This is a genomic window from Pseudomonas sp. FYR_7 (genome assembly GCF_043106155.1).
In the GTDB taxonomy this organism is placed as follows: Bacteria; Pseudomonadota; Gammaproteobacteria; order Pseudomonadales; family Pseudomonadaceae; genus Aquipseudomonas; species Aquipseudomonas parafulva_B.
Genome location: NZ_JBICMI010000033.1, coordinates 96,828 through 119,334 on the forward strand (window position 1 = coordinate 96,828; position 22,507 = coordinate 119,334).

24 protein-coding genes and 1 pseudogene are annotated in these 22,507 nt (G+C 62.6%); 16 read left to right on the top strand and 9 right to left on the bottom strand.

The window, feature by feature from the left end:
- Positions 1-40 precede the first annotated feature (40 nt).
- The 9 genes and pseudogenes from ACF8R3_RS08375 to ACF8R3_RS08415 all read left to right on the top strand — a co-directional run bounded on the left by ACF8R3_RS08375 (position 41) and on the right by ACF8R3_RS08415 (position 6,595).
- On the top strand, positions 41-727 hold the full coding sequence (locus ACF8R3_RS08375; RefSeq protein ID WP_182138586.1) for a YggS family pyridoxal phosphate-dependent enzyme: 687 nt from the start codon (positions 41-43) through the stop codon (positions 725-727).
- Positions 728-765: 38 nt separating this feature from the next.
- Entirely contained in the window at positions 766-1,584 is an 819-nt protein-coding gene (gene proC, locus ACF8R3_RS08380) for a pyrroline-5-carboxylate reductase (RefSeq protein ID WP_058638127.1), read from the top strand.
- Positions 1,585-1,594: 10 nt separating this feature from the next.
- The gene (locus ACF8R3_RS08385) at positions 1,595-2,185 is read left to right on the top strand and encodes a YggT family protein (protein WP_058602904.1); all 591 of its coding nucleotides are present in this window, start codon (positions 1,595-1,597) and stop codon (positions 2,183-2,185) included.
- 88 nt (positions 2,186-2,273) lie between these two features.
- Positions 2,274-3,413, top strand: coding sequence for a homoserine O-acetyltransferase (locus ACF8R3_RS08390; RefSeq protein WP_058602903.1), 1,140 nt, complete (start codon positions 2,274-2,276; stop codon positions 3,411-3,413).
- Between the two features lie 7 nt (positions 3,414-3,420).
- The gene (metW, locus tag ACF8R3_RS08395) at positions 3,421-4,041 is read left to right on the top strand and encodes a methionine biosynthesis protein MetW (RefSeq protein ID WP_058638129.1); all 621 of its coding nucleotides are present in this window, start codon (positions 3,421-3,423) and stop codon (positions 4,039-4,041) included.
- A gap of 18 nt (positions 4,042-4,059) precedes the next feature.
- Complete coding sequence (locus ACF8R3_RS08400; RefSeq protein WP_058638130.1) at positions 4,060-4,494, top strand: DUF4426 domain-containing protein; 435 nt, start codon at positions 4,060-4,062, stop codon at positions 4,492-4,494.
- Positions 4,491-5,087, top strand: coding sequence for an RdgB/HAM1 family non-canonical purine NTP pyrophosphatase (rdgB, locus tag ACF8R3_RS08405; protein WP_058602900.1), 597 nt, complete (start codon positions 4,491-4,493; stop codon positions 5,085-5,087). The genes ACF8R3_RS08400 and rdgB overlap by 4 nt, the downstream gene beginning before the upstream one ends.
- A 35-nt stretch (positions 5,088-5,122) precedes the next feature.
- Positions 5,123-6,259 (top strand): annotated as a pseudogene (gene hemW / locus ACF8R3_RS08410) (radical SAM family heme chaperone HemW); the annotation flags it as partial.
- A 9-nt stretch (positions 6,260-6,268) separates the two neighbouring features.
- On the top strand, positions 6,269-6,595 hold the full coding sequence (locus tag ACF8R3_RS08415; RefSeq protein ID WP_023532330.1) for a DUF3392 domain-containing protein: 327 nt from the start codon (positions 6,269-6,271) through the stop codon (positions 6,593-6,595).
- Positions 6,596-6,781: 186 nt separating this feature from the next.
- On the opposite strand, the gene trmB is transcribed toward ACF8R3_RS08415, so the two are convergent.
- The 4 genes from trmB to ACF8R3_RS08435 form a co-directional block, all read right to left on the bottom strand.
- Positions 6,782-7,504: a tRNA (guanosine(46)-N7)-methyltransferase TrmB gene (gene trmB / locus ACF8R3_RS08420; protein WP_058602898.1), complete on the bottom strand. Its 723-nt coding sequence runs from the start codon at positions 7,502-7,504 to the stop codon at positions 6,782-6,784.
- Positions 7,505-7,513: 9 nt separating this feature from the next.
- The gene (locus tag ACF8R3_RS08425; RefSeq protein WP_023532295.1) at positions 7,514-8,308 is read right to left on the bottom strand and encodes a thiazole synthase; all 795 of its coding nucleotides are present in this window, start codon (positions 8,306-8,308) and stop codon (positions 7,514-7,516) included.
- Between the two features lie 53 nt (positions 8,309-8,361).
- A complete protein-coding gene (thiS, locus tag ACF8R3_RS08430) occupies positions 8,362-8,562 on the bottom strand; it encodes a sulfur carrier protein ThiS (protein WP_058603078.1) in 201 nt (66 codons plus the stop codon).
- A gap of 102 nt (positions 8,563-8,664) precedes the next feature.
- The gene (locus ACF8R3_RS08435) at positions 8,665-9,036 is read right to left on the bottom strand and encodes a DUF423 domain-containing protein (protein ID WP_027913492.1); all 372 of its coding nucleotides are present in this window, start codon (positions 9,034-9,036) and stop codon (positions 8,665-8,667) included.
- Positions 9,037-9,099: 63 nt separating this feature from the next.
- Here ACF8R3_RS08435 and mtgA point away from each other — a divergent pair, with 63 nt between their 5' ends.
- The gene (gene mtgA, locus ACF8R3_RS08440; protein ID WP_058602896.1) at positions 9,100-9,810 is read left to right on the top strand and encodes a monofunctional biosynthetic peptidoglycan transglycosylase; all 711 of its coding nucleotides are present in this window, start codon (positions 9,100-9,102) and stop codon (positions 9,808-9,810) included.
- 81 nt (positions 9,811-9,891) lie between these two features.
- Here the strand turns inward: mtgA and rpoH are convergent, their stop codons facing one another.
- The 4 genes from rpoH to ftsY form a co-directional block, all read right to left on the bottom strand.
- Complete coding sequence (rpoH, locus tag ACF8R3_RS08445) at positions 9,892-10,746, bottom strand: RNA polymerase sigma factor RpoH (RefSeq protein WP_023532728.1); 855 nt, start codon at positions 10,744-10,746, stop codon at positions 9,892-9,894.
- 112 nt (positions 10,747-10,858) lie between these two features.
- A complete protein-coding gene (gene ftsX / locus ACF8R3_RS08450) occupies positions 10,859-11,887 on the bottom strand; it encodes a permease-like cell division protein FtsX (RefSeq protein WP_058602895.1) in 1,029 nt (342 codons plus the stop codon).
- On the bottom strand, positions 11,884-12,555 hold the full coding sequence (gene ftsE, locus ACF8R3_RS08455) for a cell division ATP-binding protein FtsE (protein ID WP_023532835.1): 672 nt from the start codon (positions 12,553-12,555) through the stop codon (positions 11,884-11,886). The genes ftsX and ftsE overlap by 4 nt, the downstream gene beginning before the upstream one ends.
- Positions 12,556-12,557: 2 nt before the next feature.
- Entirely contained in the window at positions 12,558-14,051 is a 1,494-nt protein-coding gene (gene ftsY, locus ACF8R3_RS08460) for a signal recognition particle-docking protein FtsY (RefSeq protein ID WP_078479282.1), read from the bottom strand.
- Between the two features lie 230 nt (positions 14,052-14,281).
- On the opposite strand from ftsY, the gene ACF8R3_RS08465 reads away from it, so the two are divergent.
- The 6 genes from ACF8R3_RS08465 (at position 14,282) to ACF8R3_RS08490 (ending at position 21,628) form a co-directional block, all read left to right on the top strand.
- On the top strand, positions 14,282-15,637 hold the full coding sequence (locus tag ACF8R3_RS08465) for a pitrilysin family protein (protein WP_058602893.1): 1,356 nt from the start codon (positions 14,282-14,284) through the stop codon (positions 15,635-15,637).
- Positions 15,630-17,120, top strand: coding sequence for a pitrilysin family protein (locus ACF8R3_RS08470; RefSeq protein ID WP_078479283.1), 1,491 nt, complete (start codon positions 15,630-15,632; stop codon positions 17,118-17,120). Before ACF8R3_RS08465 ends, ACF8R3_RS08470 begins: the two co-directional genes overlap by 8 nt.
- A complete protein-coding gene (rsmD, locus tag ACF8R3_RS08475) occupies positions 17,120-17,722 on the top strand; it encodes a 16S rRNA (guanine(966)-N(2))-methyltransferase RsmD (RefSeq protein ID WP_058638137.1) in 603 nt (200 codons plus the stop codon). Before ACF8R3_RS08470 ends, rsmD begins: the two co-directional genes overlap by 1 nt.
- A gap of 70 nt (positions 17,723-17,792) precedes the next feature.
- Positions 17,793-19,136: a pitrilysin family protein gene (locus ACF8R3_RS08480; protein ID WP_058638138.1), complete on the top strand. Its 1,344-nt coding sequence runs from the start codon at positions 17,793-17,795 to the stop codon at positions 19,134-19,136.
- A complete protein-coding gene (locus tag ACF8R3_RS08485) occupies positions 19,133-20,533 on the top strand; it encodes a pitrilysin family protein (RefSeq protein ID WP_058638139.1) in 1,401 nt (466 codons plus the stop codon). The genes ACF8R3_RS08480 and ACF8R3_RS08485 overlap by 4 nt, the downstream gene beginning before the upstream one ends.
- Before the next feature lie 87 nt (positions 20,534-20,620).
- Entirely contained in the window at positions 20,621-21,628 is a 1,008-nt protein-coding gene (locus ACF8R3_RS08490) for a hydrolase (protein WP_058638140.1), read from the top strand.
- Here ACF8R3_RS08490 and ACF8R3_RS08495 read toward each other — a convergent pair.
- A complete protein-coding gene (locus ACF8R3_RS08495) occupies positions 21,622-22,479 on the bottom strand; it encodes a sulfurtransferase (protein ID WP_058638141.1) in 858 nt (285 codons plus the stop codon). The two genes, ACF8R3_RS08490 and ACF8R3_RS08495, sit on opposite strands and share 7 nt — an antisense overlap.
- Positions 22,480-22,507: the final 28 nt, after the last annotated feature.

Here is a 22,507-nt window from a genome sequence, read left to right on the forward strand (position 1 = left end):
AGGTAAAATGCGGCGACACTTCAGCTGCCGGCCTCGATCTATGTCCACCCTAGCAGACAACCTTTCCTCGATTCGCGACCGCATCAACCGGGGTGCCCAGGCTGCCGGGCGTAATCCCGCCGACGTCCGGTTGCTAGCCGTCAGCAAAACCAAGCCGGCCGCCGCCATACGCGAACTCCACGCCGCAGGCGTGCAGGATTTCGGGGAAAACTACCTACAAGAGGCGCTGACTAAACAACAGCAACTCATCGACCTGCCTCTGACCTGGCACTTCATTGGCCCTATTCAGTCGAACAAGACCAAGGCCATTGCCGAGCATTTCGACTGGGTGCATTCCGTGGATCGCCTGAAAATCGCCCAACGCCTTTCAGAACAGCGCCCAGTTGGCCTGGCGCCGCTCAACATCTGCCTTCAGGTGAACGTCAGCGGTGAGGCCAGCAAGGCCGGCTGCGCACCCGCGCAACTGCCCGCACTGGTGGAGGCCGTGGCTGCCCTACCCAACCTGCGTTTGCGTGGGCTGATGGCAATCCCCGAACCTACCGATGATCGTAACGCCCAGGAAGCAGCGTTCGCCCAGCTGCGCCAGTTACAGGACGCGCTCGGGCTGGGCCTGGACACCCTGTCCATGGGCATGAGCCATGACCTGGAAGCGGCAATTGCTCAAGGCGCGACCTGGGTCCGTATCGGCACCGCCTTGTTTGGTGCCCGCGACTACGGCAACGCTTGATGACATGCTTAACTCACTTTTCCTAACAAGGACCTGACATGAGCAAGACACGTATTGCCTTTATCGGCGCCGGCAACATGGCCGCAAGCCTGATCGGTGGTCTGCGTGCCCAGGGCGTGGAGGCGACGCACATTCGCGCCAGCGACCCCGGTGCCGAAACCCGTACTCGCCTCCAGGCCGAACAGGGCATCGAAACCTTCGAGCACAATGCACAGGCCATCGAAGGCGCCGATGTGATCGTGCTGGCGGTCAAGCCGCAGGTGATGAAGACCGTGTGCCAGGCCTTGCGCGATGACCTGAAGGAAGGCCAGCTGATCGTGTCCATCGCTGCGGGCATCACCTGCGCCAGCCTGCAGAGCTGGGTGGGCAGCCACCCGATAGTGCGCTGCATGCCCAACACGCCGTCGCTGCTGCGCCAGGGCGTCAGTGGCCTGTACGCCACAGCCGAAGTCACGGCCGAGCAACGCCAGCAGGCCGAGCAACTGTTGTCGGCGGTAGGGACGGCGCTCTGGCTCGAACAGGAGCAGCAACTGGATGCAGTGACCGCCGTCTCCGGTAGCGGCCCTGCGTATTTCTTCCTGCTGATCGAGGCCATGACTGCGGCGGGCGAGAAGCTCGGCCTGCCTCGGGAGACCGCCACCGAGCTGACCTTGCACACGGCGTTGGGCGCCGCCCGCATGGCGGTTGCCAGCGATGTGGACGCCGCCGAATTGCGCCGCCGCGTGACATCACCTGCCGGCACCACCGAAGCCGCTATCAAATCGTTCCAGGCCAGTGGTTTCGAGGCCATCGTGGAGCAGGCGCTGCACGCTGCAGCCACACGCTCTGCTGAGCTGGCCGAGCAACTGGGCAAATAAGGAGTTTCAAATGAATGCACTGTCCGGCGCCGCGATTTTCGTGGTGCAAACACTGGTCAGCCTGTACTTGGTGATCGTCCTGTTGCGCTTTGTGCTGCAACTGGTCAAGGCCAACTTCTACAACCCACTCAGCCAGTTCACGGTGCGCGCGACCCAACCGCTGCTCAAGCCGATCCGCCGGATCGTACCCAGCATCGCCGGGCTGGATACCTCATCGCTGCTGCTGGCCGTGCTCATCCAGGCCCTGCTGATGGGGTTCGTGCTGATGGTGACCTACGGCACCTTCGGTGATGTGCTGCACCTGCTGTTGTGGGCCATTATCGGCATCACCTCGCTGTTCCTGAAAATCTTCTGGGTGGCAATGATCGTCATGGTGATCGTTTCCTGGGTAGCGCCGAACAGTCACAACCCGGCGGCCGAGCTTGCGTATCAGATCAGCGAGCCGGTGCTGGCGCCGTTCCGCCGTATCGTGCCAAACCTGGGGGGCATGGATATTTCGCCGATCTTCGCGTTCCTGGCCATTCAGGTCATCCAGTCGTTCGTCATGCCACCACTGGCTGCCTACGCTGGCATGCCGCAGGAGCTGTGGCGGATGATCTGACCCGGCAGCACCCTGGCGACAAGCCTGCGCTTGCCGCTGGGGGTGGTGCTCTTTAGACTTACGCCTCCGTCAAGCGTGAGCAGGGTCGATGTCCACTGTCTTTCCAGAAGATTCCGTCGGTCTGGTCGTACCCCAGACCGCCCGGTTCGACGAGCCGCTGGCTCTGGCCTGCGGCCGTTCGCTGAGCAGCTACGAGCTGGTCTACGAAACCTATGGCACGCTGAACGCCAGCGCGAGCAATGCAGTACTGATCTGCCATGCCCTGTCTGGGCACCACCATGCCGCGGGCTACCACGCTGCCACTGACCGCAAGCCGGGTTGGTGGGACAGCTGCATCGGCCCAGGCAAGCCCATCGACACCAACCGCTTCTTCGTGGTCAGCCTGAACAACCTGGGCGGCTGCAATGGCAGCACCGGACCAAGCAGCATCAACCCGGCCACTGGCAAGGCCTATGGCGCCGACTTCCCAATCCTGACCGTCGAAGACTGGGTTCACAGCCAGGTCCGCCTGGCAGAGCGCCTGGGCATCGCGCAGTGGGCCGCCGTGGTGGGTGGCAGCCTGGGCGGCATGCAAGCGCTGCAATGGACCATCAGCTATCCCGAGCGCGTGCGCCACTGTATCGATATCGCCTCGGCGCCCAAGCTGTCCGCGCAGAACATCGCGTTCAACGAGGTGGCGCGCCAGGCCATTCTCACCGACCCCGAGTTCCATGGCGGCTCGTTCCAGGATCAGGGCGTGATTCCCAAGCGGGGCTTGATGCTGGCACGCATGGTCGGGCATATCACCTACCTGTCGGATGACTCGATGGGTGAGAAATTCGGTCGCGAGCTCAAGAGTGACAAGCTCAACTACGACTTCCACAGTGTGGAATTTCAGGTTGAAAGCTACCTGCGCTACCAGGGCGAAGAATTCTCCGGGCGCTTTGATGCCAACACGTACCTGCTGATGACCAAAGCACTGGACTACTTCGACCCGGCGGCGGCGCACAATGGCGATCTGGCCGCGACCCTGGCCCATGTCAAGGCCAACTACTGCATCATGTCGTTCACTACCGACTGGCGCTTCTCGCCGGCCCGCTCGCGGGAAATCGTCGATGCCCTGATGGCGGCGCGCAAGAACGTCTGCTACCTGGAAATCGACTCGCCCTACGGCCACGATGCCTTCCTGATTCCCACGCCTCGCTACATGCAGGGTTTCTCGAACTACATGAACCGCATTACCCTCTGAGGACAGCATGAGAGCCGATCTGGAAATCATCCACGACTGGATTCCCGCCGGCAGCCGGGTACTGGACCTGGGCTGTGGTACCGGCGAGCTGCTGGCTTCGCTGCGCGACCGCAAGCAGGTCACCGGCTACGGCCTCGAAATCGACGGGGACAATATCGCCGCCTGCGTGGCCAAGGGCGTGAACGTCATCGAGCAGGACCTGGACAAAGGCCTGGGCAATTTCGCCAGCGACAGTTTCGATGTGGTGATCATGACCCAGGCCTTGCAGGCGGTGGAGTACCCCGACCGCATCCTGGACGAAATGCTGCGCGTCGGTCGCCAGTGCATCATCACCTTCCCCAACTTCGGTCACTGGCGCTGCCGGTGGTACCTGGCGACCAAAGGCCGCATGCCCGTCTCGGACTTCATGCCGTACACCTGGTACAACACCCCTAACATCCACTTCTGCACCTTCGCCGACTTCGAAGAGCTGGTCCACGAGCGCAAGGCCAAGGTGCTGGACCGGCTGGCGGTGGATCATATGCACCGCAACGGTCTGGGCGGCCGGCTGTGGCCTAACCTTCTGGGCGAAATCGGTATCTACCGCGTCAGCAGCCCCGGCCCGCAGGCACATCAACTCGCGGTCTGACCCAGGAGAATCTGCACCATGCGTCGCCTTGCCCTGCTTTTGATCAGCCTGTGTCTGGCAATGCCAGCACTGGCAGCCGATACTGCACGCGCTGCTCGCAAAGAGGTATTTGGCGATATCACGGTGCACTACGGCGCGTTTACCTCAAGCATGCTCACCCCGCAGGTCGCAGCGGCCACAGGCCTGGTCCGCAGCCGTCACCAGGGCGTGCTCAGCCTCACCGTACTCAGAGCCGGCAAACCCATCACGGCCGTGGTCAGCGGCGCGGTCAAGGACCTGACCGGTCGCAAGGAGCCCCTGGCCTTCAAGCAGGTCACCGACCACGGCACCGCGTCTTACGTCGCCCAATTCAAGATCGAACACCCTGAGACCGTCGTCTTCGAGCTAGGTGTCCAAGCCGGTGGTGTCAGTCACTCCTTCAGCTTCAACCAGGACGTTTTCCCAGGCGAATGATGAATTTCCAGCAACTCGTATTGGCCAGCCATAACGCCGGCAAACTCAAGGAACTGCAGGCGATGCTCGGTCAATCCGTGCAATTGCGATCGATTGGCGAATTCAGCCAGGTCGAGCCGGAAGAAACCGGCCTCTCGTTCGTTGAGAACGCCATCTTGAAAGCCCGCAATGCCGCGCGCATTTCCGGGCTGCCCGCCTTGGCGGACGATTCCGGTCTGGCCGTGGATTACCTGGGAGGTGCACCTGGCATCTACTCAGCGCGTTATGCCGACGGCCAAGGCGATGCCGCCAACAACGCCAAGTTGCTCGACGCACTGAAGCACGTACCCGAGGCCGAGCGCGGTGCGCAGTTCGTCTGTGTATTGGCGCTGGTACGGCACGCCGATGATCCGTTGCCAATCCTGTGCGAAGGCCTGTGGCATGGTCGCATCCTGCTCAAGGCAAGCGGCGAACACGGGTTTGGCTACGACCCACTGTTCTGGGTGCCAGAACGTGATTGCTCAAGCGCCGACCTGACCCCGGCTGACAAGAATCAGATCAGCCACCGTGCCCGCGCCATGGCACTGCTGCGTCAACGTCTGGGCCTGGCATGACCCTGACGTCGTCGCTCATCCAGGCACCGGGCATCAGCCAGCTGCCGCCGTTGGCGTTGTACATCCACATCCCGTGGTGCGTGCGCAAATGCCCCTACTGCGACTTCAACTCCCATGCCGCGGGGCCTGAGCTGCCCGAAGCGGCCTACGTTGCGGCGCTGCTGACCGACCTGGACCAGGAACTGGCCGCAGTCCAGGGCCGCGTCATCACCTCGATCTTCTTCGGTGGTGGCACACCAAGCCTGTTCAGTGCCGATGCCCTGGGCCGGTTGCTGCGCGGCGTCGAGCAACGCATCCCATTCGCTTCGGACATTGAGATCACCCTGGAAGCCAACCCGGGAACGTTCGAACAGGACAAGTTCAAGGCCTATCGCCAGACCGGCATCAACCGCCTGTCCATTGGCGTGCAGAGTTTCCAACCCGCCAAGCTGCAAGCGCTGGGCCGCATCCACAACGGCGAGGAGGCGATCCGCGCTGCTGGCATGGCAAGGGCCGCAGGCTTCGACAACTTCAACATGGACCTGATGCATGGCTTGCCCGACCAATCGATGGACGACGCCCTGGGCGATCTGCGTCAGGCAATCGAGCTCGGGCCCACGCACCTGTCCTGGTATCAACTGACGGTAGAGCCCAACACCGTATTCTGGAACCAGCCGCCCGAGCTGCCCGAGGACGATATCCTCTGGGACATCCAGGAAGCCGGCCAGGGCCTGATGGCGGCCAATGGGTTCGGCCAGTACGAGGTGTCTGCCTACGCTCAGCCCGAGCGCGCTGCCCGCCACAACCTCAACTACTGGCGCTTCGGAGACTTCATCGGCATTGGTGCCGGGGCCCATGGCAAGCTCACCTATGCGGACGGCCGTATCGTACGCACCTGGAAAACCCGGCTGCCCAAGGACTACCTGAACCTGGCCAAACCATTCAAGGCCGGCGAAAAACAGTTGCCCGAGGACGAGCTGCCCTTCGAGTTCCTGATGAACGCGCTGCGCCTGACCCAGGGTGTGGAAGCGCAGCTGTTCACCGACCGCACCGGGTTGCCGCTCGCACGGCTCGCCCAAGCCCGTCGCCTGGCAGAACAAAGGGGGCTTTTGCAGGTCGAACCGGATCGACTGGTGGCAACGCCCAGGGGCCAACTGTTCCTCAATGACTTGCTGCAGTATTTCTTGACCTAAGGATGACCCATGGATCTGGTACTCGACCTGCTCGCGACGATTTCCCGCTGGAGCCGCAGCAACTTGTCGGAGATTTCTCTGGCGTTGGTAGGCTGTCTGCTGGTGCTGTTCGGGACGGACATCAAGGCCTGGGCCGAGCAGCGCCTGGGCGGGCTGACAGGGGCCCTGCGGGTGCCGCTGATGGCATTGCTGGTGATGATCGGCAGCGGCGCGGCCTTGATCTACGCCACACCCTGGGTTTTGAAGGGGCTGAGCCAGTTCAACAACTACGCGTTGGCGCCTGTGCTGCTGGTGGTCCTGGCGCTGATCGGCGTGGTGGCGGACCGTCGCGGCTGAAGCTGTAGCAGTCCGGCCGCCTTTTACGTAACGCCCTGGCGTTAGCCCCCGTGGTTGTCGGCACTCAAAAACCGACCTTGCAGAATGATGCTGTTCATCAAGATCGCTGGGGCCGCGCCGTGGCCCCAAATACTAGCGCTTGCAAGGCAGCTTTTTGTCCATCCGCACAGCGTCAGGCTTAGCGGGTCACGCGGTCTTTTCGAATTTCAGGTCCCAGACACCATGGCCCAAGCGCTCGCCGCGGCGTTCGAACTTGGTGATCGGCCGCTCGGTCGGGCGCGGCACGTAGGTACCGTCCGCTGCTTGATTGCGATAGCCAGGGGCTGCATTCATCACTTCCAGCATGTACTCGGCATAGGGTTCCCAATCCGTGGCCATGTGAAACACGCCGCCGGGCTTGAGCTTGCGCCGTACCAACTCGGCGAACGCCAGCTGGACAATGCGGCGCTTGTGGTGGCGCGCCTTGTGCCAAGGGTCAGGGAAGAACAGCATCAGGCGGTCAAGGCTGTCGTCGGCCACGCAACGGTTCAATACCTCGATGGCATCGCAATCGTATACCCGCAGGTTGGTCAGCCCTTGGGTGAGCACGCCATTGAGCAGCGCCCCTACGCCTGGGCGATGGACCTCGACACCGATGAAGTCCTGCTCAGGCGCAGCGGCGGCCATTTCCAGCAGGGAATGACCCATGCCGAAGCCGATTTCCAGCGTGCGCGGTGCCGAGCGGCCGAAGACCTGGTCGTAGTCGACCGGGCTGTCCGCCAGCGGCAGGATGTACAGCGGCCCACCCTGGTCCAGGCCGCGCTGCTGGCCTTCGGTCATGCGCCCGGCACGCATCACGAAGCTCTTGATGCGGCGGTGTGGGCGGGCGTCGCCGTCGGCGGCGTTCGGCAGATCTTGCGAATCAGTCATCAGGGGCTCTTACTTGATCAGACCATCCAGCGGCGAAGAGGCGCTGGCATAGAGTTTCTTGGGCATGCGACCGGCCAGGTACGCCATGCGACCCGCCACGATGGCGTGCTTCATGGCCTCGGCCATCAATACCGGTTGCTGGGCATGGGCGATGGCCGAGTTCATCAGCACCGCCTCGCATCCCATTTCCATGGCGATGGTGGCGTCGGAGGCAGTGCCTACGCCAGCATCCACCAGCACCGGTACTTTGGATTCTTCGAGGATGATCTGCAGATTGTAGGGGTTGCAGATGCCAAGCCCTGTACCGATCAGGCCAGCCAGGGGCATGACGGCGATACAGCCGGCTTCGGCCAGTTGGCGGGCGATGATCGGGTCGTCGCTGGTGTAGACCATCACGTCGAAGCCATCCTTGACGAGCACCTCGGCGGCCTTGAGGGTTTCGATTACGTTGGGGAACAGGGTTTTCTGGTCGGCCAGCACTTCCAGCTTGACCAGGTTATGCCCATCGAGCAGCTCCCGGGCCAGGCGGCAGGTACGCACCGCTTCGACGGCGTCATAGCAGCCGGCAGTATTGGGCAGAATGGTGTAGCGGTCCGGTGGCAGTACGTCCAGCAGGTTCGGCTCGCCCGGGTTCTGACCAATGTTCGTGCGGCGCACCGCCACAGTCACGATCTCGGCACCCGAGGCCTCGATGGCCTGGCGGGTTTGCTCCATGTCACGGTACTTGCCGGTGCCTACCAGCAGGCGCGACTGGAAGGTACGCCCGGCCAGGGTGAAGGGCTTGTCGCTGCGAACGTTGCTCATCGTTGTTCCTCGGGAAAAGGTTGCGGGGCCTGCCGTTGGGTTGCCGACAGCGGTCAGCCGCCGCCAATCGCGTGCACCACTTCGACCTGGTCGCCATCGCTCAGCGCGGTGGTGACATGCTGACTGCGCGGCACGATGTCCTGATTCAGCTCTACCGCCACGCGGCGGCCAGCCAGCTCAAGGCGTGCCAGTAGCCCGGCGACGCTTTCGCCAGCAGGCAATTCGTAGGGTTCACCGTTCAGTTGGATACGCATGCTCACGGCCACCATTGTTCTTTGGGGCCCGCATTCTAGCGCCGAAAGGCCGCGCAACCCAAGGCCACCGCACGCCATTAGTCGTTAATGTGGACTGGGCAGTCAGCCCAGTCGCCACGCGGCGAGCCCAAGGCAAAGCCACCCTGCCAGGAAGCACAGGCCACCGATGGGCGTGATCATGCCCAGCTTGCTGATGCCGGTCAGCGTCAGCAGGTACAGGCTGCCGGAGAACAGCACGATACCCAGCACGAACAGATAACCCGCCCAACCCACCAGCCGACCAGGCAGATGGACCGCCAGCAATGCCACGCCAAACAGCGCCAGCGCGTGAACCAGTTGGTAGGTGACACCGGTGTGGAAGATAGCCAGGTAGTCAGCGCTGAGTCGATTTTTCAGGCCGTGGGCTGCAAAGGCGCCCAGGGCCACGCCGGTAAAGCCGAAAAAAGCGGCAAGCATCAGGAAGCTGCGAAGCATGAGACGACTCCTCCAATCGGGTCTGTATAATGGCCCTTCCCAAACGTCCGGCCAAGCCACCCTATGCTGCGAAACCTTCTCCGACGTCTTCTGCGCGCCCTGCTCTGGTTTGCTGCCGTCAGTATCGTGCTGGTTTTGGTGTTTCGCTGGGTGCCCCCGCCCGGTACGGCGTTGATGCTCGAGCGCAAGGTGCAATCGTGGGTGAGCGGCGAACCGATTGATCTGCAGCGCGAATGGGTGGGTTGGGACCATATCTCCGATGACCTCAAGGTGGCGGTCATCGCTGGCGAAGACCAGAAGTTCGCCAGCCATTGGGGGTTCGACATACCCGCCATCCAGGCAGCCCTGGCTTTCAACGAGCGTGGCGGTAGCGTGCGCGGAGCCAGCACCCTGACCCAACAGGTGGCCAAGAATCTGTTTCTGTGGCCGGGGCGCAGCTGGCTGCGCAAGGGGCTGGAAGCATGGTTCACCGGCTTGATCGAGCTGTTCTGGACCAAGCAGCGCATTCTTGAGGTCTACCTGAACAGTGCCGAGTGGGGCCAGGGTGTGTTCGGCGCCCAGGCAGCCGCTCGCCATCACTTTGGTGTGGAGGCCAGTCAACTCAGCCGGCAACAAGCCGCGCAACTGGCCGCGGTGCTGCCCAGCCCTCTCAAGTGGAATGCTGGGAAGCCAAGCACCTACGTGGCCAGCCGTGCTGGCTGGATTCGCCGCCAGATGAGCCAGCTGGGTGGGCCAAGCTACTTGATGCAATTGGACACATCACGCAGGCCCTGAGCCTGGCACCGCGTACAGGGCAGACATAAAAAGCCGCTGTTCCTTTGCGGGGCAGCGGCTTTCTTGTCGAACAGAGAACGATCAGGCTGCGATCAAGGCCTTGACCTTGTTCATCGCGTTCTTCTCCAACTGGCGAATACGCTCGGCCGACACGCTGTATTTCTCGGCCAGCTCATGCAGGGTAGCTTTCTCTTCGGCCAACCAGCGCTGGTACAGAATATCCCGGCTACGGTCATCCAGACCCTGCAAGGCCTCATGAAGGTTGCTGGTGGAGTTGTCGCTCCAGTCTGCATCTTCAAGCTGTACTGCCGGGTCGTAACGGTGGTCTTCCAGGTAATGCGCAGGCGACTGGAAGGCACTGTCGTCATCGGCTTCGGCTGCCGGATCGAACGCCATGTCGTGACCGCTCAGACGGCTTTCCATCTCGCGGACTTCACGAGGCTCGACCCCCAGGCTTTCGGCAACCCGGTGCACTTCGTCGTTATTCAACCAGGCCAGACGCTTTTTCTGGCTGCGCAGGTTGAAGAACAGCTTGCGCTGGGCCTTGGTGGTCGCCACCTTGACGATACGCCAGTTGCGCAGGATGAACTCGTGAATCTCGGCCTTGATCCAGTGCACGGCGAACGACACCAGGCGCACGCCCATTTCAGGGTTGAAGCGCTTGACGGCCTTCATCAGGCCAACGTTGCCTTCCTGGATCAGGTCGGCCTGGGCCAGCCCATAACCGGCATAGCTACGGGCGATATGCACGACGAACCGCAGGTGGGCCATTACCATCTGCCGAGCAGCTTCGAGGTCCTGCTCGTAATAGAGACGCTCAGCCAGATCACGCTCCTGCTCGACAGTCAGCAGCGGGATGCTGTTGACCGTATGCACGTAGGACTCCAGGTTTGCACCGGGGACCAGGGCATACGCAGGTTGCAACGATGTGGTCATTCAAGAACCTCCGACTTACTGAACTCGCGCTTTTCAGGCGCTGCCTACATAGACCTGGGGCCCAGGTACAAGTTCCAACGGGCACGCCCAGGCCAATGCTGGCCAATAAAAACTATCGCGGCGCCAGCTCGTTCAAGTGGCGGGCGACTGCAATCCATGCACCGATATACCCCAACAGCACCGCTCCGATCAAGAGCGACAGACCATCGGAGGCAGGTACGCCACCCAAGGCGAAATCGCTGCCATACAGACCGGACAGGCTCACCACGGCCTCGTTCAGCCACCCTAGGCCAAACGCCAGGATGGCCCAGGCCAACAGGCCCGCGCCCAGGCCGTACAAGGCCCCCATGTACAGGAAAGGCCGGCGTACGTACGCATCGGTGCCCCCCACCAGCTTGATCACTTCGATCTCGACACGGCGGTTCTCGATATGTAGACGAATTGTGTTGCCAATTACTAAAAGCAGCGCAGAAATGAGCATGACGGCCAGCCCGAAAACGAACCGGTCCCCAAGCTTGAGGATGGCCGCCAGCCGCTCGACCCACACCAGGTCCAGCTGCGCTACATCGACGCGCGGCAACTCCGACAGGCGCTGACGCAACGCTTCCAAGGCCGGCTTGTCGACTTCGGTCGGGGTCACCACGACCACGCCGGGCAGTGGGTTGTCGGGCAACTCACGCAGCGCCTCGCCCAGGCCCGATTGCTGCTGGAACTCCTGCAGCGCCTGCTCGCGACTGACATACTGCGCCTCTGCTACGCCAGGCATGCCCTTGATTTCATCGCGCAACGCCTCGCCGTCACGGCTGCTGGCATCGAGCTTGAGGTACAGGGATATCTGCGCGGCGCGCTGCCAGGACCCGCCCAACTGCTCGATGTTCTTGAGCAACAACGACAGCCCCATGGGCATGCTCAGCGCCACGGCCATCACCATGCACGTGAAGAAGCTGCCAATGGGCTGCTTGCCCAGTCGCCGTAAGCTATCCGCCAGGCTGGCGCGATGGCTCTCGAGCCAGGCATGCATGAGCGATCGCAGGTCCGGACCGTCATCGTCGGAGCCTGCGCCACGTTTCTTCGCAGGCTGTGGGTCGGCAGGTTTAGGCGCGACGCGCTCGGAGACCTTCGGTGATCGTGTCGTACTCATTGTCCGGCCTCCCCGTCGCCGATCAGACGCCCGCGCTGCAAGGTGAGCATGCGGTGACGCATGCGCGCGATCAGGGCCAGGTCGTGGCTGGCGATCAAGACCGTTGTGCCCAATCGGTTGATGTCCTCGAACACCCCCATGATTTCCGCAGCCAGGCGCGGGTCCAGGTTACCCGTTGGCTCGTCGGCCAGCAGCAGGGCTGGCTGGTGCACGATGGCGCGGGCGATACCCACGCGCTGCTGCTGGCCGGTCGACAGGTCGGCAGGGTACAGCTCGCCTTTGTCGACCAGAGACACCCGCTCCAGCGCCGAGTCCACGCGCTTGGCGATCTCGGCCTTGGACAAGCCCAGTATCTGCAGGGGCAAGGCAATGTTGTTGAAGACCGTGCGGTCGAACAGCAACTGGTGGTTCTGGAACACCACGCCTATCTGGCGGCGCAGAAACGGGATCTGCGAATTGCTGATCTGGCCCAGGTCCTGCCCGGCCAGCATCAGTTTGCCGCTGGTAGGACGCTCCATGGCCAGCAGCAGGCGCAGCAGCGTACTTTTACCTGCGCCCGAGTGCCCGGTGACGAACAGGAATTCGCCCCGACGCGCCCGGAAACTCAGCTCGTGCAGCCCCACGTGGCCGTTGGGGTAGCGCTTGGCAACCTGTTCGAATCGAATCATGGTCAGTCTCGCTCGGCGAACAGGGCCTTGACGAACGGCTCGGCCTCGAAGGTGCGCAGGTCATCGATCCCTTCACCAACACCGATGAACCGGATAGGCAGCTTGAATTGCTTGGCCAGGGCGAAGATGACACCCCCCTTGGCGGTACCGTCGAGCTTGGTGAGCGCAAGGCCGGTCAGCTCCACGCTCTGGTGGAAATACTTGGCCTGGCTGATGGCGTTCTGGCCAGTACCGGCGTCGAGCACCAGCAGCACTTCGTGCGGTGCATCGGGATCGAGCTTGCCAATGACGCGACGGACCTTCTTCAGCTCCTCCATCAGGTTGTCCTTGGTGTGCAGGCGCCCGGCGGTATCGGCGATCAGCACATCCACGCCCCTGGCCTTGGCTGCCTGCACCGCGTCGAAGATCACCGAGGCGGAGTCGGCGCCGGTGTGCTGCGCGATCACCGGGATGCGGTTACGCTCACCCCACACCTGCAATTGCTCGACCGCCGCGGCCCGGAAGGTGTCGCCTGCAGCGAGCATCACTTTCTTGCCTTCCATTTGCAGCTTCTTGGCCAGCTTGCCGATGGTGGTGGTCTTGCCAGCGCCATTGACGCCTACCACCAGGATCACATAAGGCTTGTTCTGCGCCGCCACGACCAGCGGCTGCTCGACAGGCCTGAGCAACGCGGCCAGTTCTTCCTGCAAGGACTTGTACAGCGCATCGGCGTCGGCCAGCTGCTTGCGAGCCACCTTCTGCGTCAGGTTCTGAACGATGGTGGACGTGGCCTCCACCCCGACGTCGGCGGTCAGCAGGCGAGTCTCGATCTCGTCGAGCAAGTCGTCGTCGATGACTTTCTTGCCCAGGAACAGGCTGGCCATGCCTTCGCCAATGCTGGCGCTGGTTTTCGACAATCCCTGCTTGAGGCGGGCGAAAAAGCCTGCTTTCACAGGCTCGGCCTGGGCGGCCTCGACGGGCGGGGCAGCCTCGGCCTCGACGTGCAGATCGACCTTGGGCGGCTCTGCAATGGGCTGGACCGCTGGCGCAGGCGCCGGGCGATCAGGAATGACCGGTGGCGCCTTGGCTTGCAGATCGGGCACCAGCGCCACGGGTTCTTCTGCAACCGGCAGCACCAGGTTGCTCACGGGGGCAGGGATTTCGGCTTCAGGCGCGACCGCTTGAACAGGCGCGGGCACGTGCGGTGCAGGATCGACTACCGGCGCCGGTGCCTCGGGCACGGCGACCTCTGGCAAGGGCTCAGCCGTCACGGGAGCAGGGGGTATAGGCTCCGCACGCGGCGCAACGACCGGGGCCGCAGCGGCGTGCTCGTCCAGCGGCGCAGGCACCTCCGCTCGCTCGGAATCAGCTAGTGCGGGCGCTTCGACAGCTGGGGATTTTTCCGCCGGCACGTCCGCTTGCGCAGGTGGCTGCGGCTTCTTGCGGAACCAGCCGAACAGGCCTTTCTTCTCGCCAGCCTCGGCCGGCGCTTTTTTGTCGTCGTTGGAACCAAACATGGAAGACGGCTATCTCAGGGTAGCGATGGCCCGCTAGGGCGCATCAGGAATTCTTTCTACGCAGAACAGACTATCTAGAAGCCGGCTGGTTCATGCGCAACGTTTTGTCTTGATGTCCTGCAGGCCAGAACGGCGACAGGCATGGTCGCCAGGCAACCGGATCAGTATCCTAGCACCTCCTGGCCTGCCGACGCTAAACCCAGCGGGCCGCCGAACAGGTTAAACACCGTATGAATGCTCTAGCCCGCCGCGCCGCTGGCCTGTTGCTCGGCACGCTGTGCCTCCCGCTTGCGGCCTTCGCCGCCGATGTGCAACCCACTCACGAATTCATCCTGGATAACGGCCTCAAAGTGGTCGTGCGCGAAGACCATCGCGCGCCAGTGGTGGTCTCGCAAATCTGGTACAAGGTCGGCTCCAGCTACGAGACGCCTGGCCAGACCGGCCTTTCCCATGCGCTCGAGCACATGATGTTCAAGGGCAGTGCCAAGGTCGGCCCCGGCGAAGCCTCGCGTATCCTGCGGGACCTGGGCGCCGAAGAGAACGCGTTCACCAGCGACGACTACACCGCCTACTACCAGGTGCTGGCGCGTGATCGCTTGCCGGTTGCCTTCGAGCTGGAGGCCGATCGGCTGGCCAGCCTGCGTCTGCCAGCCGACGAGTTCAGCCGTGAAATCGAGGTCATCAAGGAAGAGCGCCGCCTGCGCACCGATGACCAGCCCAATGCCAAGGCGTTCGAGCTGTTTCGGGCCATGGCCTACCCGGCCAGTGGCTACCACACCCCGACCATCGGCTGGATGGCCGACCTGGAGCGCATGAAGGTCGAGGAGCTGCGCCACTGGTACACCTCCTGGTACGCGCCCAACAACGCCACGCTCGTGGTGGTGGGCGATGTCACCGCCGAGGAAGTCAAGGGCCTGGCCCAGAAGTACTTCGGCGCTATCCCTCGCCGGGACACACCTGCGGCCAAGCTGCCGCTGGAGCTGGCTGAGCCCGGCCAGCGTCAGTTGACCCTGCACGTGCGCACCCAGCTGCCAAGCCTGATCTACGGCTTCAACGTACCCGGCCTGCCCACGGCCAAGGACCCTCGCACGGTGCATGCCTTACGTCTGATCTCGGCCTTGCTCGACGGCGGCTACAGCGCACGCATGCCCGCACGACTGGAGCGCGGGCAGGAACTGGTGGCCGGCGCCTCGTCCAGCTACAACGCCTTCACGCGCGGCGACAGCCTGTTCCTCATTTCAGCCACACCCAACGTGCAGAAGCAAAAAACCCTGGCAGACGTAGAAAAGGGCATCTGGCAACTGCTGGATGAACTCAAGACTACTCCGCCCACGGCAGAAGAGCTCGAGCGCGTGCGCGCCCAGGTCATCGCCGGGCTGGTGTATGACCGCGACTCAATCAGCAGTCAGGCAACCACCATCGGCCAGCTGGAAACCGTCGGGCTGTCCTGGAAGCTGATCGACAGCGAGCTGGACGAACTCAAGCGCGTTACCCCTCAGGACATCCAGCAAGCTGCCCGTACCTATTTCACCCGCGAACGCCTGAGCGTTGCCCATGTTCTGCCCGAGGAGTCCGCTCATGAGTGACCGTCGCTTGCACCGCCCCCACTGGCTGGCTACGGGTATCTGTACCTGGGCATTGACGGCTGCGCTGGCCGTACCGGCACTGGCCCAGGACGCTGCCAAGGCTGGCAATGCACAAGCCCGGCAGGCCAACACTCTACAGTCCCTGGCCGAGCTTGATGGCAAGGCGCCCACCACCCGCCAGTTGAACATCCAGCACTGGAACACGGCTGAAGGCGCGCGGGTGCTGTTCGTCGAGGCCCGCGAGCTTCCGATGTTCGACCTGCGCGTGACCTTCGCTGCCGGCAGCAGCCAGGACGGTGACACACCAGGCCTGGCGGCGCTGACCAACGCCATGCTCAACGAAGGCGTACAGGGCAAGGATGTGACGGCCATCGCCCAGGGCTTCGAGGGCCTGGGCGCAGATTTCGGTAACGGCTCGTACCGCGACATGGCCGTCGCCTCGCTACGTAGCCTCAGTGCCAAGGACAAGCGCGACCAGGCCTTGAAGCTGTTTACCGAAGTCACAGGCAAGCCCACCTTCCCGGAGGATGCGCTCAAACGGCTCAAGAACCAGATGCTGGCCGGCTTCGAATACGACAAGCAGAATCCCGGCAAGCTCGCAGGCAAGACGCTGTTCGCCAACCTGTACGGCGAACACCCTTATGCGCATCCCAGCGATGGAACACCGCAAAGCATCACTGGCATTACCCTGGAGCAGTTGCGAGCGTTTCACGCCAAGGCCTACACGCCTGGCAATGCCGTCATCGCACTGGTGGGTGACCTGAACCGCAGCGAAGCCGAGGCAATTGCCGCGCAGGTTTCAGCCGGTCTGCCCAAAGGCCCGGCCTTGCCTGCTCCAGCCCAACCGACGGAGCCCAAGGCAGGCTTCACCCACATCGAGTTTCCGTCTCAGCAGACCCACCTGATGCTCGCAGAGCTGGGTATCGATCGCCAGGACAAGGATTGGCCAGCCCTGTCACTGGGCAATCAGATCCTGGGTGGCGGCGCGTTCGGGACGCGGCTGATGAGCGAGGTGCGGGAAAAGCGCGGCCTGACCTACGGGGTCTATTCGGCCTTCAGCCCAATGCAAGTGCGCGGCCCGTTCATGATCAACCTGCAAACCCGCGCCGAGCTCAGCGAAGGGACATTGAAGCTGGTTCAGGGTATTCTGGCCGACTACCTGCGCAGCGGTCCTACCCAGCAAGAACTGGACGATGCCAAGCGCGAGCTGGCCGGAAGCTTCCCGCTCTCCAATGCCAGCAATGCCAGCATTGTCGGCCAACTGGGCGCCATCGGCTTCTACAACCTGCCATTGAGCTGGCTGGAAGATTTCATGCAGCAGTCCCAGGCCCTGACCGTCGAACAGGTTAAAGACGCCATGAACAAGCACCTGTCTGCCGACAAGCTGGTCATCGTCACGGTTGGCCCGAAGGTGCCGCAGAAGCCACTGCCAGCCCCCACTGATAAACCCTCCGGGCAACCGCTCGGGGTACCGGAGCACTAATGCCAAGATCCAACCCTCCCGCTCGCCAGCAACCGGGCCAGAGCAAGGGCCAGGGCCACCTGCGTATCATCGCGGGCCAATGGCGCAGCCGTCGCCTGGCCGTGCCCGACGGCGAGGGCTTGCGCCCTACGCCTGACCGGGTACGCGAGACGGTTTTCAACTGGCTGGCACCCTACATCGAGGGCGCGCACGTGCTCGATGCCTTCACCGGCAGCGGAGCCTTGGTGCTGGAGGCCCTGTCTCGCGGGGCTGAAGATGCCGTGGCGCTGGACAGCAATCCTGCGGCCATCGCCAACCTCAAGAACAACCTCGAGCTCCTGCGCTGCCCACGGGGGCAGATCCTGCAGACCGATGCCTTGCGTTATCTGCAAGGCCCTGCAAAAAAGCAGTTCGACCTGGTGTTCCTTGATCCACCCTTCCATCAACAGTTGCTGGCAGACACCTGCAATCTGCTTGAACAGCACCAGTGGCTGAGCGAGCAAGCATGGGTATACACCGAGAGCGAAGCGGCTCCATCGACCTTGCAGTTGCCTGCCAACTGGCGCCTGCACCGGGAGAAAAAAACCGGACAGGTGTACTACGCGCTGTGGCAACGGGGCTAGTTATATAGCGCAGGCCAGGTCTTGCATTGACTGATGCTGCTCGGGTCTCTAGCCACCCGAGCACCTCAGCATGACCGTATCACTCTCTGCGCCTTCACTGGCCGATGATGTCTCGGCGGCGCTTGCCTCTCTTACAAGCGCCAGCCCCTCCCCTCTCCAGCATTTCACGCTTGAAAACGGTCTGTCCGTCTACCTAAGGCAGCAGAGCCGAAATGCCCTCGCCGCCGTCCAGCTCTGGTACAACGTCGGTACCCGCCATGAGCCGGCAGGGCAGACCAACCTCTCGCACTTGCTCGAACACGTCATATTCGAAGGCAGCCGCAAGCTGGAGCCTGGGCAGTACGCCAAAGTCGTTGCCCGCCTTGCGGGACAGGCCAATGCCAGTACTCACCTCGACGCCACCTCTTTCGACATGCTGCTGCCTGCATCGCGCCTGCCCGTTGCGCTCGAACTGTTGGCAGATGCCATGACCACAGCCACATTCGGGTTGCCCGAGTTGGCACGAGGCGCCAAGGCAATCGCTGACGAACGACGCCTGAAGGTAGACGCCCAGCCCGTCCAGCAAGCCTACGACCGTCACTTGGCTTTGGCACACGGCAGCAGCCCTTATGCCACCCCAAGCTTCGGCTCGCCGGTGGATCTACAGAACATCGACCTTCCAACGCTGCGGCAGTGGTACATCACCCATTACCGGCCTAACAACGCCACGCTCGTCGTGGTGGGCAACGTAGAACTGGAAACGTTGAAACAGCAGGTCGAAAGGTACTTTGCGCACGTGGAGCGCGGCCAGCTGACAGACTCGCCTTTTCCTCGCTCAGACGCGCCATTGGCTGAACGCAGCCAGACCGTCAGCTTGCCGGGGCTTAGCCATGGTCTGTTGATGTCCTTCAACGTCCCCAGCTGTGCCACAGCCATCAATGCACTCACGAGCAAGACCCTCGAACTGATCTGTGAAGTACTGGCCGAGGGCTCCAGCGCTTGGTTGTATGCCGAACTTGTCAGGGGCCGGGGTCTGCTGACAGGCGTTGCCGCAACCTACGACCTCCTCGTACGTGGCGACACCGTAATCACCTTCTCAGCCTATGTGAACACGCTGAATGCGACCCTCGAACAAGCTGCTGATGCTATCTACAAGCAGATAGCACGCCTGCATACCGAAGCCTTGTCCGACGAGCAGTTGCAGCGGATAAAACTGCGATTGCTCGCCCGCCAGCTTTTCTCTCTCGACAGCCCAATTGCCCAAGCCTCACAAATCGGCGCCATGGCCGCGACAGGGCAGCCAGCAACCCTGATCGACGAACATGCGCGCCTGATCTCGATCATCGATAGCGCTCAGGTGCAGCAGGTAGCGCGCACTTATCTGGGCCGTGAGCGGCTGACCACCACCTCTCTTTTACCAGGAGCGCAAGCATGACCGACGATCAGATACGCCAAGCAGCACCTGTGCTGTGCCAGGGGCCTGCCATCGATGCTGCGCGTCAAGCGATGGCAAGGCTGACCTCGACCCAAACGGTCGAGCTCGACCAGCCTCCTGCCCTCCTGGCCACGGCTGAGCGATGGGAGACGGCGCAAGGTACGAAGGTCAGTTTCATAGCTGCGCACGATCGGCCCATGATTGATCTGGTGCTGCGATTCCGGGCAGGTAGCGCTCTTGATGGCGATCACCCAGGGCTGGCTGCGCTGACGCTCTACAGCCTTGATCAGGGTACCGAAACCCTCAGTGCGGCGCAGTTTGCCGAGCACATGGCTGCAAGGGGCGCCATCGTGGGACGCTCGTTGAGCGAAGACAAAGCCACGATCACGCTAAGGTGCCTAAGCACACCCGGCTTGCTGCGAGCTGTTTCGCAAACGCTGGCGCAGATGCTGGCCCGCCCAGCGTTTCGCGCAGAGGACGTGGCGAAGATACGTGATCGAATAGCGCTCTACCAAGGCCGGCAAAACCTCAATCCGCTGGCACGCCTGATCAATACGACCACCGGTCATGTATTCAGCGGCCATCCGTACGCTTCGCACGCCGATGCAGCAATCATCGGCCCCTTGACCACTGATCAGGTGCGGGCCTTTCATGCAAAGGCTTACTCGGCCAGTAACCTCGCTATAGGACTGGTTGGCGACCTGAGCCGAGACGAGGCGGAACAGCTGGTCAATGACCTGATACGTGATTTGCCGCAGCAGTGGGCATCGCAACCACCGTCCATGTTAGGTGAGCAGTCGCCTCTGTCACGCCATATTGCGCACCCTGGCAGTGCAACTCAGGCAATGCTGACCCTGGCCATCCCCGTGCTACCCAACGCCCCGGTCTATGCTGCACTGGAGTTGCTGACCGAGATTCTTGGCGGCAACTACGAGGCGCGCTTGCCTCAGGAACTGCGCCATGTGCGAGGGCTGACCTACACGGTCACTACCAAACTGAGGCACTTGGATGCGGGAGCACTGTTGCACGTACACTGGGACGTCGCCCCGCAATACCGGGAAGCTTCACATGCCCTTGTCGCAGGCATGCTGGATTGCCTCCATGAACTTGGACCAACTCAGGTGGAGTGCGACATGGCCGTTAACCAGATCGCTGCTCGGCTGCACCGGGAACTGGCCGACAGCGCAAAGCTGGCAGCGACATTGGCCACGCACAGTCATCAGGGCCTGCCCGCCGATTACCTGACCACCCATCTGGACAGGCTTGCTTCATTGACCCCTGCCCACCTTCGTGAAGTAGCGCAGGTGTGGTGGCGCAACGCACCTCAGGTATTCGTCACCCTCGGCCCCGACGCCGAGCAGTCCCCCTTGCCTACGCCGGAGCCAGCACAGCGATAGGCGAGCAGGAGCACAGGCGAGTCAGTGAGAGCTGATACAGGCGCTGTTTCATGGCACTCTAGCCGGGCACATCACGAGTTACCCAGCATGCCAAGCTCCAGCGCCCTGTTTCATCCTGCCAAAGGCCTTTCCAACCCCCACCTGCAAACATTGTGGGGTCCCCTCTGGCGCAAAATCCCAGTGCTGCAACGCGACCGCGAACGCATCTGGCTGGCGGACGGGGATTTCATCGACCTCGACTGGCATGGCCCGCACCAGCCCCATGCGCCGCTGGTGCTAGTGCTTCATGGGTTGACGGGGTCATCGGGCTCACCCTATGTCAAAGGCCTGCAACAGGCGCTGCACGCACTGGGCTGGGCCAGCGTTGCAGCGAACTGGCGGGGCTGTTCTGGGGAGCCGAACCTGCTGCCGCGCAGCTACCACTCTGGCGCCAGCGAGGATCTGGCTGAAATCATCAGCCACTTGCGCGCCAAAAGGCCCCTGGCCCCCCTGTCCGCGGTCGGCTACTCCCTGGGAGGCAATGTCCTGCTTAAATACCTGGGCGAACAGGGTGACGACAGCCAGTTGCAGGCAGCAGTTGCCGTCTCCGTGCCTTTTCGCCTGGACCAGTGTGCCGATCGTATCGGCCTAGGGTTTTCGAAGGTGTACCAGGCACATTTCATGCGCGAAATGCTCGCCTACGTGCAGATCAAGCAGCGCTTGTTCAAAGACCAAGGCCACCCAGAACGTCTGGCGAAGCTGGAGCAGCTCGGGCCACTGCGCGGCTTGCGCACGTTCTGGGATTTCGACGCCAAGGTCACTGCACCGCTGAATGGTTTTCAGGATGTGCACGACTATTATCGCCGCGCTTCAAGTGGCTTCTACCTGGGTCAGAACCGTACCCGGACCCTGATCATCCAGGCCAGCGACGACCCCTTCGTCTCGCCCCTGAGCTTACCAACGGCAAACGAGCTGGCCCCGGGGACCGAGCTGGAGTTGCACGCCCATGGCGGCCACGTCGGGTTCGTCGACGGCAGCCTGCGAAAACCGGGCTATTACCTGGAGCGCCGGATTCCGCAGTGGTTGCGCGAAGGTATGCAGAGGACGGCTTACTGATCGCCCGTTGCCACTGCATGCTCAGGGCGGGTGATCCATTCACTCCATGAGCCTGCATACAGTTTGCCGAGCGGGTAGCCTGCCAACGCCAACGCGAACAGGTTATGACACGCCGTTACCCCCGAACCACAGTACGCAACCAGTTGCTCAGGCGCACGCCCCTGCAGTTGCTGCTCGAAACGTTGTCTGAGTTGCTCGGGCGGCAGAAAACGGCCATCGCTGCCAAGGTTTTCGGTGAAAGCGGCGCAGCGTGCTCCAGGGATATGCCCTGCCACTGGGTCGATGGGTTCCATGTCGCCACGAAAACGTGGCAATGCGCGCGCATCCAGCAGGGTCAGGTCTGCGCTGTCCAGGCGCTGATCCAGGCCATCGGCATCGATCAACATCGCATCATCGGGCTGGCCGCTGAAGTTGCCTTCGCGCCGGGCCGGGGGGTCCAGGCTCAATGGCAGGTGCGCGGCGTGCCAGGCGGTCAGGCCGCCGTCCAGGAGGGCAACGCCACTGCGTTTGCCCAGCCAGGCCAGCAGCCACCAACCTCGCGCGGCATAGGCGCCGGTACCGTCGTCGTACAGCACCACTTCGCTCTCGTTATCCACGCCCCATTCGCGCAGGCGGGCTACCAGCTTTTCTGGATCGGGCAGCGGGTGACGCCCTGTCACTCCCTTGCTGACCGAGCCGCTGAAGTCTCGTTCAAGGTCGGCAAAGTGCGCCCCTTCGATATGACCCAGGGCGTAACTGCGCTGACCGTAATCCACATCCTCAAGGGCGAAGCGACAGTCGAGAATGACAAGGTTTGGTGAATCCAGCCGCTCAGCCAACTGCTGCGGGGTGATCAACTGCGCAAGTGACATGACAATCTCCTGATCGATGTAATCCCAG

What these genes read in the sequence shown, in the direction of transcription:
- ACF8R3_RS08425 (WP_023532295.1), bottom strand. Translation starts at nt 8,308, where the DNA reads ATGAGCAACGTTCGCAGCGACAAGCCCTTCACCCTGGCCGGGCGTACC.
- ACF8R3_RS08465 (WP_058602893.1), top strand. Translation starts at nt 14,282, where the DNA reads ATGAATGCTCTAGCCCGCCGCGCCGCTGGCCTGTTGCTCGGCACGCTG.
- proC (WP_058638127.1), top strand. Translation starts at nt 766, where the DNA reads ATGAGCAAGACACGTATTGCCTTTATCGGCGCCGGCAACATGGCCGCA.
- rsmD (WP_058638137.1), top strand. Translation starts at nt 17,120, where the DNA reads ATGCCAAGATCCAACCCTCCCGCTCGCCAGCAACCGGGCCAGAGCAAG.
- ACF8R3_RS08470 (WP_078479283.1), top strand. Translation starts at nt 15,630, where the DNA reads ATGAGTGACCGTCGCTTGCACCGCCCCCACTGGCTGGCTACGGGTATC.
- ACF8R3_RS08400 (WP_058638130.1), top strand. Translation starts at nt 4,060, where the DNA reads ATGCGTCGCCTTGCCCTGCTTTTGATCAGCCTGTGTCTGGCAATGCCA.
- ftsX (WP_058602895.1), bottom strand. Translation starts at nt 11,887, where the DNA reads ATGAGTACGACACGATCACCGAAGGTCTCCGAGCGCGTCGCGCCTAAA.
- ACF8R3_RS08390 (WP_058602903.1), top strand. Translation starts at nt 2,274, where the DNA reads ATGTCCACTGTCTTTCCAGAAGATTCCGTCGGTCTGGTCGTACCCCAG.
- metW (WP_058638129.1), top strand. Translation starts at nt 3,421, where the DNA reads ATGAGAGCCGATCTGGAAATCATCCACGACTGGATTCCCGCCGGCAGC.
- ACF8R3_RS08490 (WP_058638140.1), top strand. Translation starts at nt 20,621, where the DNA reads ATGCCAAGCTCCAGCGCCCTGTTTCATCCTGCCAAAGGCCTTTCCAAC.
- thiS (WP_058603078.1), bottom strand. Translation starts at nt 8,562, where the DNA reads ATGCGTATCCAACTGAACGGTGAACCCTACGAATTGCCTGCTGGCGAA.
- ACF8R3_RS08415 (WP_023532330.1), top strand. Translation starts at nt 6,269, where the DNA reads ATGGATCTGGTACTCGACCTGCTCGCGACGATTTCCCGCTGGAGCCGC.
- ACF8R3_RS08375 (WP_182138586.1), top strand. Translation starts at nt 41, where the DNA reads ATGTCCACCCTAGCAGACAACCTTTCCTCGATTCGCGACCGCATCAAC.
- ftsY (WP_078479282.1), bottom strand. Translation starts at nt 14,051, where the DNA reads ATGTTTGGTTCCAACGACGACAAAAAAGCGCCGGCCGAGGCTGGCGAG.
- ACF8R3_RS08435 (WP_027913492.1), bottom strand. Translation starts at nt 9,036, where the DNA reads ATGCTTCGCAGCTTCCTGATGCTTGCCGCTTTTTTCGGCTTTACCGGC.
- trmB (WP_058602898.1), bottom strand. Translation starts at nt 7,504, where the DNA reads ATGACTGATTCGCAAGATCTGCCGAACGCCGCCGACGGCGACGCCCGC.
- ftsE (WP_023532835.1), bottom strand. Translation starts at nt 12,555, where the DNA reads ATGATTCGATTCGAACAGGTTGCCAAGCGCTACCCCAACGGCCACGTG.
- ACF8R3_RS08485 (WP_058638139.1), top strand. Translation starts at nt 19,133, where the DNA reads ATGACCGACGATCAGATACGCCAAGCAGCACCTGTGCTGTGCCAGGGG.
- mtgA (WP_058602896.1), top strand. Translation starts at nt 9,100, where the DNA reads ATGCTGCGAAACCTTCTCCGACGTCTTCTGCGCGCCCTGCTCTGGTTT.
- rpoH (WP_023532728.1), bottom strand. Translation starts at nt 10,746, where the DNA reads ATGACCACATCGTTGCAACCTGCGTATGCCCTGGTCCCCGGTGCAAAC.
- rdgB (WP_058602900.1), top strand. Translation starts at nt 4,491, where the DNA reads ATGATGAATTTCCAGCAACTCGTATTGGCCAGCCATAACGCCGGCAAA.
- ACF8R3_RS08385 (WP_058602904.1), top strand. Translation starts at nt 1,595, where the DNA reads ATGAATGCACTGTCCGGCGCCGCGATTTTCGTGGTGCAAACACTGGTC.
- ACF8R3_RS08495 (WP_058638141.1), bottom strand. Translation starts at nt 22,479, where the DNA reads ATGTCACTTGCGCAGTTGATCACCCCGCAGCAGTTGGCTGAGCGGCTG.
- ACF8R3_RS08480 (WP_058638138.1), top strand. Translation starts at nt 17,793, where the DNA reads ATGACCGTATCACTCTCTGCGCCTTCACTGGCCGATGATGTCTCGGCG.